Raw genomic sequence first — 14996 nt, 5'->3', positions numbered from 1 at the left:
CCATGTGGCCGTTCTCGCGTAAATCCCCGGCGCCGCCAGCCGTCACAAAATCGATCGGCGGCGGCATTCCGGCTCAGGGCTTTCTTCCGACTCTCGGGGCGATCCCTTCCGCCGCCGGCGTCCTGATCAGCCAGGCGACGGCGATGACGGTTTCGACCGTCTACGCCTGCGTCTCGATCCGCAGCGAAGACGTCGCCCGCTGCGCGCCGACGCTTCGACGGCCGCTCAAGGATGGCAGTTTCGACATCGTCGAAGATCATCCCGTCGCGAAGCTGTTCAAGCGGCCCAATCGGGCGCAGACATGGTTCGAATTCGTCGAACAGATGCAGGCCGCCCTCCTGCTGCGTGGCAATGCCTATGCAGTCATTCTGCGCGACAGTGGCGGCCGGCCAAAAGAACTTATCCCGGTGAACCCCGACGCCGTCATGGTGCTCGAGGCGTCGGACGGGTCGATCTACTACAACACCAACCGGATCGGCCTGTTTCAGATTGCGGCGCTCCGCGATCTGCCTGTCGCGATCCCGGCTGAGGATATGTTCCATTTGCGCGGCTTGGCGTTCAACGTCACGGCGGGCTCCGGCCGCCTCAGCTTTGCGCGTGACTCGATCGGCCTCGCCATGGCGCAGGAGCAGCAGGCCGCGCGCTGGATGCAGAACGGCGCGCGCCCGAGCGGCGTCCTGCAAATCGCCAAGCAGCTTTCAGAGGCCGCAGCCAAGCGCCTTCAGGCGCAATGGTCGAGCATGTTTGCTGGCATTCAGAATGCCGGCGCCGTTCCGATCCTCGAGGAGGGGCTCGAATGGAAGCCTATGACGCTCAGCGCTGCAGATCTGGAATTTTTGGCGCAGCGCAAATTCTCGGTCGAAGACGTCACGCGCTGGTTTCGCATGCCGCCACACAAGGTCGGCGTGACTGACGCGAATTCGAAGCTCAATCAGGCTCAGGCTGACCAGGCTTACGTCAATGAGACGATCATGCCCGATCTCGAGCGCTGGGAGCAGAAATTCGAACGGACCTTTGACCTAGACGAAGAAGGTCTGGAAATCAGCTTCGACGAATCCGCGCTGTTGCGCGCCGATGTCGCGACGCGGATCAATAACGGACGTCTGGCCTCCAATTCTGGCCTGATCAGCCCGGAGGAATGGCGCATTTCCGAGCATATGTCGCCGAAGCCGAAAGTTGGAACGCTCAGGGTTCCTGCAAACACCGTCGAGCTCGGCAGCGATCTCACCGGGAAGGCGCCGGATGGCGCTGGACGTCCGCCGGGTAGTGGGAACAAGGAGCCTGGAGAGGAATGAAGCGCAAATTCATCGCCGGCGCGGCGATTAAGGATGACGCGCTCGGGCCACGTCAAATCCGCGTCGTCGCCAGCACGGCGACGCCGGACCGCGTCAAGGATGTGATGGTCCCCGACGGATGCGACCTCACGCAATATCGCGTCAATCCGGTCGTTCTCGCCAATCACGATCCGAATTGCCCGATCGGGACCGCGCAAGTCGAGATCAAAAACGGCCGCGTCGAGGCGACGATTGACTTCGCACCTGCCGGAGCCAGTCCGAAAGCGGATGAGTATTGCGCTCTCGCAAAGGCGGGCGTGTTGAACGCGGTCTCGGTCGGATTTGAACCCACCGACGCAGAACCAATCCGTGGCGGTGGCGATCGCATCAAGAGCTGGTCGCTACTCGAGCTGTCCCTCGTCTCTGTCCCCGCCAATCCAGAGGCGCTCGTCATTGCGCGCTCTCTGGAAAAGGCGAACTCCGAGAAATGGAAGGTTGGCGCCTCGCTCAACCTGCCTCTCGATGAGGACTCGGATTGGGACGGCCCGGAAGCGGCCGAGTCGATCTTCGAAAAAGCGGATTTAGACGGCGACGATCCGGACAGCGCATTCGCGCGCAAGGGGTTTCTTGCCTACGACTCGGGCAACTCAGACCTGAAGGGTTCCTACGAGCTCCCCTTTGCGAAAGTTGTCGACGGGCGTTTGACGGCCGTCGCGAGCGGCATTCGCGCCGCCGCGTCCCGCCTCCCCCAAGCTGACTTGCCTGACGACGTCGCGAAGAAGGCGCGTGAGGTCATCGACCATTACGAGGCGAAGATGAAAGACGACGGCAAATCCGCACGGCTCTCTCGGCGCGTCAAGGCGTTCGTGGTCGCACGCCGCAAGGGCATGTATGATCTCGGCAATCTCTCCTATGTCGTGCAGCAGCTGGTGAGCCTCGCGCTCGGCGCCGAATGGGAACGCGACTACGAAGGCGATGACAGCGCGCTCCCGGAGATCCTCGCCGAGATCGCCCGCTCCGCCGGCGAGGCTTTCATCGCCATGAGCGAAGAGGAAACGCGCGAAGCGCTCGCCAGCCTCTCCGACCTTCTGCCGGCAGAGCAGAAATCCTACGCCGCGGCCGGTCCATCGCGTGCCGCCAAGTTGCTCCGCGCCGCGGCGCTCCGCGCGAAGGCCGGCCGCCGCTTCTCCGACGAAAATGAGAAGTGCATCAAAGGCGCGATGGAACAGATCAAGTCGGCGCATGAGGCGCTCGACAAGATGATCTCCCAAGCTCCTGCCGAAGACGAGAGCGAAGAAGAACAATCCGAATCCGACACGGATGCGGGCGCGTCGAAAGCGCTGACATGGCGCGAGCGCGAGATCGAGCTGTTGAGGCTCGCGAACATAGCCTGATCGCGCGACACGCCGATCGTCCCCCTAAAGCATCGATCGCCGACCGGCCGCGCCGCGCGCCGAGGCGACCTATCACGCGAGAAGACAAATGAAGAAGATTCACGAGCTCCAGGCAGAGCGCGAGAAGGCCTATGACGCTTTCAAGGCCCACGCCTCGAAGAAGGATTTCTCCGACGCCGACCAGCCGGAATATGACCGACTGAAAGCAGAGGTCGAAGCAAAGGATGGAGAGATCAAGCGCGCGAAGGACGCTCAGGCCCTTGCCGCCGCGACCGCTCAGCCGGCCCCGGGCCAAGAGATCAAGGTTCCGGCGGCGGTCGAGACTGACCGCTACGTCAAGGAGAAGTCGATCATCTTCGGCGCTGTGGCAAAAGCCATCGCACTCGGCGGCGGCAATATCTACAACGCCCGCACGGCCGCCAAGGATCTCTACGGCGAAAACCATCCCGTCACCAAGGCGCTGGTCACCGCGACCGGTTCGGCGGGCGGCTTCATCGTCCCGCCGGACGTCGCCAATGAGATCATCGAGCTGCTGCGCGCAAAGGCGGTCGTTCGCGCCGCCGGCCCGCGTAACATGCCGATGCCACGTGGCACGATGACGCTCCCCGGCCAAGCGTCTCCGGCGACCGCGAGCTATGGCTCGGAAACGAAGACGATCTCGCCGTCGCAGCCGTCTCTGCGCCAGATCGTCGCGAGCTACAAGAAGCTGACAGCTCTTGTGCCCGTCTCGAACGACATGATGCGCTACGCTGATCCGGCCGTCGACGCCTTCGTGCGCGACGATCTAGTGAAGGTGCTGGCACTCCGCGAGGACCTGGCCTTCCTCCTCGGCGACGGAACGGCGGATAGCCCGCGCGGCTTCCTCTCCTTCGCCAATGGATGGGTGACGCAGAATGGCGGCACGGCGGGTGCCTGGAGTCAGTCCGCGAATTCGGTCATGGCCGTGAATGGCGCTGATCCGGCCAATTCGACCGGCGGCAACTTCATCACCTCAACTTCCGCCTATACTCTCGCGACCGTTGCGAGCGAGGCCGGCGGCGCGATCAACCGTCTCGATGCGGCGAATGTGCCGGCTGACAAGCGCGCGTGGTTCTTCAATCCGCGGATCAAAAATTACCTCTATAACGTCCAGAACAGCCTCGGCGTGTACGTCTATCGCGACGAGATGAACAAGGGGATATGGCTAAACTCTCCCTTCTTCACCTCGACGCAAATCCCGGTGAATTACTGGGATGCGGCAGGGACGAACAAGGACCTCTCCTTCGTCTTCTTGGCCGAGATGAGCGAGGCCATCGTCCTCGACTCGATGCAGATGCAGCTCGCCGTGTCGCAGGAAGGCACCTATGTCGACTCGCTCGGCAATACGATCAGCGCCTTCCAAAGCGACCAGACGATCATCCGCGCCATCGCGGAGCACGACTTCCAGCTCCGTCATGATCAGGCCGTCGCCGTGATTCAGGGCGTGCGCTGGGCGCCGGCCATCGGCTGATCGTGATCCGTGACGCGGCGGCGCGCGCCGCCGCGCTCACTCTTCCTCCTCTCCTCGGGAAACCCACATGAACACGATTGTTCTTCTGCGCAACGTCGCGGCCTATGTCCGCAACGTCGTCGCTTCCGCCTTCGTCTCTCAGACCGCCGGCGCGGCGGCAGCCGTCACAGGCTCGACGATCGACCGCCTCGACCCGAACAACGGCGCGCTAGCCGGCTCCGCGCTTCTGTCGCTAATCTGGTCGGCGACTCTCGGCGCCGCCAACACGTTTTCGATCACGTCCCCGCTCGTCCAGCATTCGCAGGACGGAGCGAACTGGTCGACGTTATCGACCCCGACCGCGCCCGGCGTCGTCGCGACGGGACCGGGCGGCGGCGGAACGGTCAACGGCGAGTGGAATTACGCGCAGGATCTGACCGACGCTTATCGCTACGTCCGGCTCAATTACACGCCCGCTTTTTCGGCGGCGAACACCGACACAGCGAAGGCGTTAACGGTCGCAACGCTCTCCTGCGGCGACCGCGCCCCTGCGTAACAGGCAATTCCTGCCGCGCCGGCGTCGCCGGCGCGGTCAATCTGCGAGGCAACATGAAGCTTGTCACTTTCACCCGCGACATGCGCCCGCATAGCGCCGGCGACACGCGCGTCGTTCCCGACGTTGTCGCTGCGCAGCTCGTCGAGGCCGGCGACGTCGATCCGAACCCGCCGTCATTTCCGACTGAGGCGCCCGTGCAGCAGCAGGCTGCGGAAGAGCGCCAGACCTACCGGACGAAGCGGCGCTAACATGAGCAACAGCGTCATTATCCTCGGATCAGCGAACGGCAAGCAGGTTGTCGCCGAGATCAACCCGGCGACATTTTCTGCGCCACTCGAGCGCGTGCGGCTGACGATGGATTATCGCCGCGAACCGCCGCCCGGCTTCCCGGCGCTGGATGTCAGCCATCGCATCGGCGCCCTCCTCGGCGCCGGCATGGTTCTGCGCGTCACTGGCGCAGAGGCTGATGCGCTTGTCGCGGCGGGCGCAGCGGTCGCGATCGATGGCGTCAAGCCACTGCTGCCGGCGGAGACGACGAATAAAACCGAACCCGCAGTGGACAATGTGGTCGACCGCGCCGCCGATCTCGTGACGGCGCCGGACGCTACAGCGCTTCCAGCAAAAACCGCCCGCCGTGGGCGCCAACTCCCCGACATTCCCCCTCTGAAAGGATAACCCGATGGATCTCATCACCCGCCTCAGAATCGCAATGGAGGCGCACCAGAGTCTTCTCTCCGATCTGATGGCGAAAGCCGATGCGCACGATTCCATCTCGGCCGATCTCGCCAAGGCGAAGGCCGATCTGACGGACATGACGAAAAAATACGAGACAGTCCTCGAAGAGATGGCGCAGTTCTTTGAAAGCACGAATGCCGCCGGATCTCAGAGCGCCACACTCCCGGCGGCCGCCACGACGGCGTTGGCTCCGACGGCCCTTACCGCGCCCGCGGCTGCCTAAGGATGTATTACGGCGCGCCCGCGCGGTTCACGACCGTTTCCACGGTCGTGACCGCCGCGAAAAGCCATGATCTGACAACGCTCGCGACGGTCAAGGAAGAGCTCGATCTCAAGACGTCCGACGCGACCCGCGACAAGGTGCTGGCGCGCTATATCACCGCCGGGTCGAAGGCAATCGCCAATTTTTGCAATCGCGTCTTCGCAGTCGAGGCGATCCAGGATCAGTTCTATCCGCGCCGCGACCCGCCCATGCGGATCGCGGCGGGCGGCGTTGACCCGATCCAGCTTACGCGTTGGCCGCTCGTCTCGATTTCGTCGTTGAGCGAGAACAGCAGAGCTCTCGCGGAGAATTCGGATTACATCGCGAATTACGACCTCGCGCAGCTCACCCGCTACGACGTCAACACCTATCCCATTCCATGGGATGAGTGGCAGATCGTCGTGCAATACAAAGCTGGCTATGCGAGCGTCCCTTCGGACCTTGAGGACGCCTGCATCAGCTACGTGAAGTTTCGTCATTTCTCGCGCATGCGCGATCCCGGCGTCAAAGAGGAGAACGTCCAGGGCGTCTATTCGGCACAATATCTCTGGGGAACAGGCCCCGGCGGCCCCGGCGATCTCCCTGTGCAAGTCGCCGACGCTGTCGCGCGTTATCGCGTGCCTGTCATCGCTTAGGAGCCATCGTGAACCAACCCGGTCCCTTCCAACTCACGCAAAACGGCGTCGCCTTTCAGATTGTCGGGCCCGGAACGCTGATCGGCGACTTCGTCGAAGGTCTCGACGGCGTTCAGGCTATAACTTTCCAGGCGCAGTTCCTCTATGGCTCTGGCGGGTCGAGCGTCACGGCCTACCTTCAAACATCGATCGACCAGGGAAATTCGTGGATCGACATTGCTGCGGTCCAATTCACCACGGTGGGCGGCGCGGAGATGCTCAATCTCTCCGGTCTGACTCCGAAGACGACGCCGATCATCCCGACAAACCAGGCGCTCACGCCCGGACAGACCGTCGACGGCATTCTTGGCGACCGGTTCCGCGCCGTCGTCGTCGTGGCCGGCGCCTACGGAAGCAGCTCGCTCTTGAACATCACAGGCTGCGCGCGCTGATGGTCGATTTCGCCATGCAAGCCGCGTATCGTCGCGCCCTCGCGCGGACGGGCGAAACGGTGACGGTGCAGCGCGTGAGCGGCACGGCGCCAAAGACCGTGACCTTCTCGGCCACGGTGGTGGCGAATGTTCAGGCCTATGCGCCGGAAACGAATGAAGTCTCGGAAACCGGCTATGGGTCTTCGCAGATCGGCGCCATCACCCAAAGCCAGCGCAAGGTGATCGTCGTTGCACAGGACCTCGCCGACGCGCACTTCCCGCTGCCGGTGAAGAAGAACGACCGCGTGCTGCTGATGGACGGCACGAAATGCAACGTGACCGGCGTGGATGCGCATAAGCGCCAGCTCGCCGGCGCGATCGAACTGACTGTCGTCGAGGTGCAGTAGCGTGTTCAAGATCGAATCGAACGTCGATAATTTGATCCCGCGCCTCGACAGGATGGATCAACAGATCCATTCGAACCTCGAAAGGGTGGTTGAGGATCTGAAGGGCCAACTGGTCGACAACGTCAAAGCCAAGACTCCTGTCCGGACCGGCGCGCTGCGCGCCAGCGTCACCGGCGAGGTTCGTTCCGGGTCGACCGGCGTCACGGCCGAAGTCGGCGCCAACCCGACCGGTAGCGACTCGAAGGGGTCGCGCCGCTCCTTCTATGCGATCTGGGTCGAATATGGCGCGAAGATCCCGCCGCATAAGATCGTCCCCAGTGTCGCCAAGGTTCTGGCCTTCCAAGCCGGCGGCAAGACCGTCTTTGCGAAAGCTGTGTTGACAAAGCCGGCGATCCTTAAGGCGCAACAGCCGATCCACGGAGCCTTCAAAGAAATGCGCAAGCAAATCCTGTCCGATCTGCGCAACGCGGTCGATAGCGCGCTCTGATGGCTGCGACGCGCGAACAGATCATCTCCGCGCTTCTCCAGAAGTTTGCGGCGAGCGGGGCATTCAAGACCGTGGGGCGGCGCAATCGCGATCCGAACGAATCCGTCCCGATCGACCAGCTACCGATGCTGATGCTGGTCAAAAAGGCGGAGAAATTCGATCGGCCATCTCCGAACCTGCCGCCGAAGCGCACGCTGAATTTCATTGCCTTCGTTTACACTGGCGTCGAGATGGAAGATGAGAACGCCATCCCCGAAGCGCCGCTCAATGATTGCATGGATGCGATCGAAGCGGCGCTCGCTCCCGACGATCGCGCCACTAACAGATGCACGCTCGGCGGCCTTGTCTTTTCGGCAATGATCGAAGGCGAGTCCGTCGTCGGTCAGGATGCGAATAGCGGCAAATCTGTCCAGGTCGTTCCGATCTCCATCCTGATCCCCTGATTTCCGTAACAGCAAGGAGGCGACCGGCGCGCGCGAGCGTGAGCCGGCGCAAGAGCCTATGCCAAACGCAACCGATCTCCCGCTCGTCCCGAACCTCGGCGCGGCTATTCCGCCGTCTCTCATTCCTCCGTCGCCAGTTGCGGAGGCGCCCGCGCCGACGCCATCGCCATCGCCCGTATCGGCGATCGTCGACGCCTGGTTCAACGCCACCTTCCCGGGAACCGCGATCGGCGGCGTCACCGAGAATTGGAATTTTCTTCATGCGGCGAAGGAAGACCTCAAGCGCCGCCTCGCCGCAAAGGAGTAAGCGACGATGCTCAACGCATTCGGCCCCGGCATCTTGTATGTCACGCGAACCGACATCCAGAACGCGACGCCGATCAATATCGGCTACTCCAACGAATTCTCGACCGATTTCTCGAGCAACGTCAAAGAGCTTTACGGCCAGAACCAATATCCGCTCGACGTGGCGCGCGGCACGGTGAAGATCACCGGAAAGGCGAAAGCGGCGACGATTTCGGGGATCGCCTGGAACAGCGTCTTCTTCGGCGAGACCTTCCAGAGCGGCGGCATCCAGTGGAACTCCGGCGAGGCGCACAGCGTTCCGGCAGTCACGACATACACCGTCACGGTCACGAACAGCGCCACCTTCGATCAAGACCTCGGCGTCATTTATGCGGCGACGGGACTTCCGCTCACGAAGGTCGCGGCGGTGACCGCGATCGGCCAATACTCCGTCTCGGCTGGCGTCTACACCTTCTACAGCGGCGATGCGAGCGCGGCTGTCCTGATCAGCTACACGTCGACCGTCACGACGGGCCAGACCCTGCCGATCACGAACCATCTGCTCGGTTTCTCGCCGACATTCCAACTCGACTACTACACCTCGCGCAACAACAAGCCCTTCGTCGCGCGCTTCAACAAATGCGTCTGCCCGAAGATGTCGATCGCGTCGAAGCTCGAAGACTTTCAGATGCCGGACTTCGACTTTTCGATCTTCGCCGATCCGGTCGGCAATGTCGGCAAGCTCGTCTTTCCGGAAATTTCCTAAGGAGCTTCAATGCGCCCTGACCCTATCGAGATCGCTTTCGGCGATCAGAAGTTCACGATCAAGCCGCTCACGATCGCGCAAATCCGCAAAATCGAAAAAGCGGTCTCCGCGCCGGACAGCGTGGCGGGTGACATACCTTTCACAGTCATCGGAATCGCCCTCAGCCGCGATCACGGCAACGTGGTCCTGGATGACCTCGAGAGCGAAACCGGCGAAATCATCGCGGCCTTCAACGCCATCCTCCAGCTCGGCGGCTTCAAGAAGGCTGAGCCGGGGGAAGGCGCGGGAGCGCCAACTCCGAACGCAACTGGCGCGTGATCTACGGCCGCCTCATGGCGGCCGGACGATCCTATGAGCAGATCGACGAAATGTGCATGGCCGACGTCGAAATGATCTTCGATCATTGGCGGGATTACCCGTCCGCTGATGCGCTGCTGCGCGCCTTCTTCGGCGTCAAGCCGCCGCCGGATTATGACGCGCCGCCGCCGGAGGGCTGCCTCTCTATCGCGGAGCTGCGCGTGTTCGCGCATAAGAACCGGCATCTCGCTGGGCAGAAGGGCTGAGCATGTCTAGCGACAGCGCTGTCAAAGTCTCTTTCGGCGCCGATACGACCGGCCTCGACTCGGCCGTCGCCGTTGCGAAGGCGCGCCTGCAGCAGTTCAACGCCGAAGTGCGCAGTCTGGCGAAGGAGGCCGCCAGCGCAGGCGCCACGGCCAATGACAATCTCGGCGGCGCGCTCAAGGAGGCGGCTGCAAAGGCTGCCTCGGCTCAGCGCGAGGTGAATTCGCTTTCTGCCTCCATCAAAAAGATGAGAAGCGACGCCGATCCCATGATTGCGTCGCTCTCGAAATGGAGCGCCGAGGTCAATTCGATGACCGGGCGGCTCGACGCATGGAGCGCCTCGCAGAAAAAGACGACGGGAGACATCAAGGACGGCAAGAGCGCCCTCGACGAACACGCGAAATCGACTAGCCTCAACCGCATGCAGCAGATGGAGCTGATGCATGTGACGAAGGCGCTGGCGGATGAATTGGCGGCGGGCCAAAGCCCGATGCGGGCGCTCGCCATGGAAGGGGGCCGCATCGCGGAAATCTTCTCGATGGGCAACGCGGGCGTCGGCGGCACGCTCACAGCGATCGCGACGTCGCTGAGGGGGCTTACTCCCATCGTCGCCGCCGCGACCGCCGCCTTCGTCGGGCTCAACGCCGTCTCGGCCGGCAAGGAGGCCGAGCATATGGCCTCGCAGTTCGGCCTCTCCGGCGAGGGGCTGAATCGCTTGGGCGCCGTTGCCTCGAAAAGCGGCGTCGAGGTGAAGGACCTCGCCGAAAGCCTGCAAGAGGTCTCGAAAAAGGCCAGGGAAGGCGACGAGAATATTCTCGCCGCCGCCTCGGCGCTCGGGGTCAGCGCGGACCAACTCAAATCGAAAGACCTGGCGGGCCTGCTGCGCACGCTTCAGGTCGCCTATGACCAAAACGGCGACTCGGCCAATCGCTACGCCGCGTTTCAGAAGCTCCTCGGCAAGAATTTCGAAGAGCTCTATCCGACGATGCAGCAGGGCGTCGGCTTTCTCGACCAGCTCTATGCCGCAGCGGATCGCTCGGGGTCGGCGATCTCCGGGAGCCTGAAAGAAGCAATCGCGGGGACGATCTCCATCACGGAAAGCGCCAGCGCGGCGTGGGGCGAATTCAAGCAGGCCGTCGAGGGCGCGATCCTCGCCGTCTATGAGCGCCTCAAGCCCGCGATCGACGGCGCGATCCAGGGCCTTGCTTCGTTGATCCAGAACCTCGCCAGCTCCGTCGAGGGGTTCACCAATGCTTCGCGCGAAGGCGGCGCGACGTCGCTCGTGCTCGACGCTGTCGCGGCGGCGGCTAAGGGCCTTGTGACGGCGCTCGCGCTCGTCACGGCCGGATTCGAGACGATGTTCGCGGCGGCGAAGGCGGCCCTCTCTGGAATCGTCGATTTGGCTGGCGGCGCGATCTCGGTCGTCAAGGAGCTTGGGCGCGCGATCGTCACGCTCGGCGCCGAGGGCGACCCGGGTGCGGCGGCGCGCAAGACGCTTTCCAACCTCAAGACGGATGCGGTCGATTTCGGCGCGACCGTCAAGAAGATCGGCGAGCAAACAAAGGCGACGTTGCAAACGGTGTGGGGCGAGGGTGCGAAGAAGCCCGCATCGGCAACGCCCGGTTTCGGCGGCCGCGTCACGGGCGATCCGGAGCCTGAGAAGAAAGCACACCGCTCAGGCGCCGGCGACGCGCTCGCCGCAGCCCGCACGGAAATCGACGGCGAGATTGCCGAGCTGCGACGCGGGCTCGAGCAAAAGAAAAGCCTCTACGACGAAGAGGCGAAGCTCAAACTCATTTCGGAAGACAAAAAGCTCGCCCTGACCCGCGCCGCGATCGACGAAGAATATTCCGCCGAGCGCGGCCTGTTGCAGAAGGAATTGGCGCTCAACAATCAGAAGCCGCAGCAAATCCAGGCGATCAACAACAAGATCAAGGCGCTCGAAGAGAAACACGCCGACGATCTCGAAAAGATCGATCGACAGTCCGTCGAGAAAATGATCCAGCCCTGGCATCAGCTCGTCGACCAGATGGCGTCGAGCTTTTCGGGCTCGGTCATGGAGCTGATCGACGGCACGAAGAAATTTTCCGACGTGGTTCGCGATATGGCCCGCACGGTCGTCAATCACTTTATTCAGATGGGCGTCCAGGTTGTTGCGGATTGGGCGAAATCCATGCTGACCCGCGTTATCCTGACGCAGGCCGGCGAAACGACAATGACCGCGGCGACGGCGGCCGGCGCGGCGGCGCGACAGGGGATCGACGCCGGAGCGGCGGCGGCCGGCCTCGCGGCCAAGGCGCTCTCGATCATCAAAAGCATCATGGCGAGCGCGGCTGAGACCTTCGCTGGCGTGTTCGGCTTCCTTGCGCCAGTGTTGGGCCCGGCCGCCGCTGCGCCGGCGGGCGCGGCCATGGCGACCGTGGCGGGCATGGCGAGCGTCGCCGCGTTCGACACGGGCGCCTACAACCTTCCCAGCACGCAGCTGGCGCTGGTCCACAAAAACGAGCTGATCATGCCGGCCGGCCCTGCGTCGGCGCTTCGCAACATGCTGGAAAGCGGCGGCGGGTCCGGCGGAGACAATGGCGGGGGCGGCCATACGTTCAACATCTCGCCCGCCCTGCATCTCAATATCCAGGCGATGGATGGCAAGAGCGTCCACGACACGCTCATGTCCAACCGCGGCGAGGTCATGAAGGCGCTCGGGAAGATGGTGCGCGACGGCGCCCATCTTGGGATTGGGGCGCTCAATCCGAGATGAGCTTCCCCTGGATCGGCGCCATCAACGTCATACCGTCCAGTGGCGAGTTCACATACGACACGGTCCCCTATACCGCGCGCCAGCCCGGCGCGTCGGCGTTCCTGCCCATCAACACCTATTACGCGCCGGGCGGAACGAAGACCGATTTCGAATATGCGCTGGATCAGCTGCAGGCGGATCTGCCGAATTGCCAGTTTGTAGCCTTGGTCATCCAATGGATGGGCAATAGCCTCGACGCTTCGGCCTGCCAGGTCTACCCGTCGACGACCTATTGGCTCGGGACACAGGTTGGCGCCTTCGCTCCAGCGGATGGAACATCGGACGCCGGCCTCGCGCCAAGCTATTGGCGCGTATCCGGCCTCACCCTGGCGGATTGCAACAACGGCCTGATCCCGATCAGCCGGCCGGATGGCGTCAATTCCGCTTATGGCGGAACATGCTCGGATCAGAGCGTGGTGCGCGCGATTCAGGCGGTCAAGGCGCGCGGGCTCAAGGTCGCGCTTTATGTCCAGATGAATATGGACGTCACGGGCCAGCCCTGGCGCGGCATGTGCGTCTATTCGAGCGATATGAGCACGGCGGCCGATGCGGCGGTCGCGCATTTCCTCGGCACGGCGACAACGGCGATGTTCACGCGCGACGCAGCCAATCTGACCGTGAACTATTCCAACAGCGGTCTGCCGTCGAACGGCAAATATGATTTCACTTTCCGCCGCTTCATCCTGCATTACGCGAATCTCGCGGTCGTCGCCGGCGGCGTGAACCTGTTCTGCATCAACGGCGAACTGCGCGGCCTCGAGATGATCCGCGGTTCAACTTGGACCCCGCAAGGCACGGTCGACGGTTCGGGAAAGAACCATTGGAACTATCCCTTCGTCACAGGCCTCGTCACGCTCGCGAATGATATCCGCATAATCTTCGACGGCGCCGGCTTGGCGAAAAATCTCGCTGCGCGCCAGAACCTCATCACCTATTCGCCGGACTGGTCGCAATGGACCGGCGCGCCGCACAGCGGGACCTATGGCGGCCAACCCTACAACGGCGTCTGGCCGCACCTCGACGATCTTTATTCGGCGGCGAATATCGATCTCGTTTCCTTCGACAATTACTTCCCGCTGTCGGATTGGACGACGGGCGACGGCGGCCTCGACGCGCTGAACTGGCGCGGGACGCCGCCTTCGTCCTGGCCCGTCGCCAGCCCAAACACGATCGGCCTGGGCCTCGCCGGCGCGCCCGACATCCACAGCATCGCCTATCTCCAATCGCAGATCGAAGGCGGCGAGAAGTTCAACTATTGGTATGGCGATTACAATTCGTCGAAGGCCTATGACCCGAACGGCACGCTGCAGATCGTGACGGCCCCGCAGGGCGACCGGCTCACGCAATCGCGCAACGCTTATGCGGCCGGGCAAGAGCTGCTCGCGCTCAAGAAGGTTCGTTGGTGGTGGAGCAACCAACACAAGGCCGTCTACGACAATGGCGATGGGCAGGGATGGATTCCGCGCGGCAACCCGACCTCATGGGTTCCTTACGCAAAATCCATCATGCACATGGAATATGGCTCACCCTGTAACGACAAATGCACCAATGAGCCGAACCTCTTCTTCGATCTCGGCTCGGTCGCGGGCGGCACGCAATTCTGGACAGTCTGGCGGCCGGACGGCTCGGCGCCCAAGATCGATAATGCGCAGTGCATCAATTATCACCAGGCGTTCAACGCCTATTGGCAGGCGAATAATTGGACGGTCGGAAGCGTCCCAATGATGGCGACCGACATGATGTTCGCCTGGAACTGGGACGCGCGGCCTTTCCCGACCTTTCCGCTGCGCCTCGACATCTGGGCGGACGGGAAGAACTGGGCCAACAGCCATTGGCTCAACGGCAAGTTCCCGGGGGTCGCGTCGCCCGCGCAGCCGAGTCCTCCTGCCATGCCGGCGCTCGCGACCTTCCCGTCACTGCCGGGCCTGGCATGGTCGGCGGTGATGCGGCCCAAATTCGCGACGCAAACGCATGATCACGCCTCTGGCAAATCCTCGCGCCGCGCCAAAATGGTCTATCCGCTCTACGAAATCGAGCTGACCTATGAGTTTCTGCGTGCGGACAGCGCCGGCGAGCTACAGGCCTTGCTCGGCTTCTTCAAGCAGCAACAGGGGCAGACGCAACCATTCTGGTTTGCCTTCCCGAATTTGTCGAACGTGACCGGCGCGCAGATCGGAACGGGCGACGGGTCCACGAAGACCTTCTTCGTCTCCTACCCGTTCGGCCAGATGGCGACGCCGGCGCCGGGCAAGATCGCGATCGCCGCCGTCTATGTGAATGGGATCGCGCAGGCTTCCGGCGCGTGGAGCAAATCGACCGGCGGCCCGGCGGCTGTCACGCTTTCAACCGCGCCGGCGCTCGGCGCGATCGTCTCGATCGATGCGACAATCACGTGGATTTGCCGTTTCTCGGATGACACGGAAGACCTCGAGCAATTCACTTACAACCTCTTCGACCTCAAATCTCTGAAGCTCCAGACCGTGAAGGATTGGGGCTCGGTCGCTTTCGCCGCCTGA

General features: G+C 62.9%; 18 protein-coding genes. All 18 read left to right on the top strand.

Annotated features, from left to right (window positions below):
• Positions 1–2: 2 nt before the first annotated feature.
• The 18 genes from OGR47_RS02750 to OGR47_RS02665 all read left to right on the top strand — a co-directional run bounded on the left by OGR47_RS02750 (position 3) and on the right by OGR47_RS02665 (position 14996).
• Positions 3–1295 (top strand): phage portal protein, encoded by a 1293-nt coding sequence (locus tag OGR47_RS02750; RefSeq protein WP_165051544.1) that lies wholly within the window; start codon positions 3–5, stop codon positions 1293–1295.
• Complete coding sequence (locus OGR47_RS02745; protein ID WP_165051547.1) at positions 1292–2668, top strand: HK97 family phage prohead protease; 1377 nt, start codon at positions 1292–1294, stop codon at positions 2666–2668. The genes OGR47_RS02750 and OGR47_RS02745 overlap by 4 nt, the downstream gene beginning before the upstream one ends.
• An 88-nt stretch (positions 2669–2756) precedes the next feature.
• On the top strand, positions 2757–4157 hold the full coding sequence (locus OGR47_RS02740) for a phage major capsid protein (RefSeq protein WP_165051549.1): 1401 nt from the start codon (positions 2757–2759) through the stop codon (positions 4155–4157).
• Positions 4158–4224: 67 nt separating this feature from the next.
• Positions 4225–4692 carry a hypothetical protein gene (locus tag OGR47_RS02735; RefSeq protein ID WP_165051551.1) on the top strand — a complete coding sequence of 156 codons (468 nt, stop codon included), beginning with the start codon at positions 4225–4227 and terminating at the stop codon, positions 4690–4692.
• Positions 4693–4745: 53 nt separating this feature from the next.
• Positions 4746–4940 (top strand): hypothetical protein, encoded by a 195-nt coding sequence (locus OGR47_RS02730; protein ID WP_165051553.1) that lies wholly within the window; start codon positions 4746–4748, stop codon positions 4938–4940.
• Position 4941: 1 nt separating this feature from the next.
• Positions 4942–5367 (top strand): hypothetical protein, encoded by a 426-nt coding sequence (locus OGR47_RS02725; RefSeq protein ID WP_165051555.1) that lies wholly within the window; start codon positions 4942–4944, stop codon positions 5365–5367.
• Between the two features lie 4 nt (positions 5368–5371).
• Entirely contained in the window at positions 5372–5650 is a 279-nt protein-coding gene (locus OGR47_RS02720) for a hypothetical protein (protein ID WP_165051558.1), read from the top strand.
• 2 nt (positions 5651–5652) lie between these two features.
• Positions 5653–6324 (top strand): hypothetical protein, encoded by a 672-nt coding sequence (locus tag OGR47_RS02715; RefSeq protein ID WP_165051560.1) that lies wholly within the window; start codon positions 5653–5655, stop codon positions 6322–6324.
• Positions 6325–6332: 8 nt separating this feature from the next.
• Positions 6333–6755, top strand: coding sequence for a hypothetical protein (locus OGR47_RS02710; protein WP_165051562.1), 423 nt, complete (start codon positions 6333–6335; stop codon positions 6753–6755).
• On the top strand, positions 6755–7141 hold the full coding sequence (locus OGR47_RS02705) for a hypothetical protein (RefSeq protein ID WP_165051564.1): 387 nt from the start codon (positions 6755–6757) through the stop codon (positions 7139–7141). The genes OGR47_RS02710 and OGR47_RS02705 overlap by 1 nt, the downstream gene beginning before the upstream one ends.
• A gap of 1 nt (position 7142) precedes the next feature.
• Positions 7143–7628, top strand: coding sequence for an HK97 gp10 family phage protein (locus OGR47_RS02700; RefSeq protein ID WP_165051567.1), 486 nt, complete (start codon positions 7143–7145; stop codon positions 7626–7628).
• The gene (locus OGR47_RS02695; protein WP_165051569.1) at positions 7628–8071 is read left to right on the top strand and encodes a hypothetical protein; all 444 of its coding nucleotides are present in this window, start codon (positions 7628–7630) and stop codon (positions 8069–8071) included. The genes OGR47_RS02700 and OGR47_RS02695 overlap by 1 nt, the downstream gene beginning before the upstream one ends.
• 58 nt (positions 8072–8129) lie before the next feature.
• Positions 8130–8378 carry a hypothetical protein gene (locus OGR47_RS02690; RefSeq protein ID WP_165051571.1) on the top strand — a complete coding sequence of 83 codons (249 nt, stop codon included), beginning with the start codon at positions 8130–8132 and terminating at the stop codon, positions 8376–8378.
• Positions 8379–8384: 6 nt separating this feature from the next.
• The gene (locus OGR47_RS02685) at positions 8385–9122 is read left to right on the top strand and encodes a hypothetical protein (protein ID WP_165051574.1); all 738 of its coding nucleotides are present in this window, start codon (positions 8385–8387) and stop codon (positions 9120–9122) included.
• Between the two features lie 9 nt (positions 9123–9131).
• Positions 9132–9440, top strand: coding sequence for a hypothetical protein (locus tag OGR47_RS02680; RefSeq protein ID WP_165051576.1), 309 nt, complete (start codon positions 9132–9134; stop codon positions 9438–9440).
• The gene (locus tag OGR47_RS02675) at positions 9437–9685 is read left to right on the top strand and encodes a hypothetical protein (RefSeq protein WP_165051578.1); all 249 of its coding nucleotides are present in this window, start codon (positions 9437–9439) and stop codon (positions 9683–9685) included. The genes OGR47_RS02680 and OGR47_RS02675 overlap by 4 nt, the downstream gene beginning before the upstream one ends.
• Before the next feature lie 2 nt (positions 9686–9687).
• Positions 9688–12441, top strand: coding sequence for a phage tail length tape measure family protein (locus OGR47_RS02670; RefSeq protein ID WP_165051580.1), 2754 nt, complete (start codon positions 9688–9690; stop codon positions 12439–12441).
• On the top strand, positions 12438–14996 hold the full coding sequence (locus tag OGR47_RS02665) for a baseplate megatron protein TIM-barrel domain-containing protein (RefSeq protein ID WP_165051582.1): 2559 nt from the start codon (positions 12438–12440) through the stop codon (positions 14994–14996). Before OGR47_RS02670 ends, OGR47_RS02665 begins: the two co-directional genes overlap by 4 nt.

This window comes from Methylocystis sp. MJC1 (assembly GCF_026427715.1).
GTDB lineage: Bacteria > Pseudomonadota > Alphaproteobacteria > Rhizobiales > Beijerinckiaceae > Methylocystis.
Note: the sequence above shows the minus strand (reverse complement) of the source record. Positions and strands in the feature narration are given on the sequence as shown.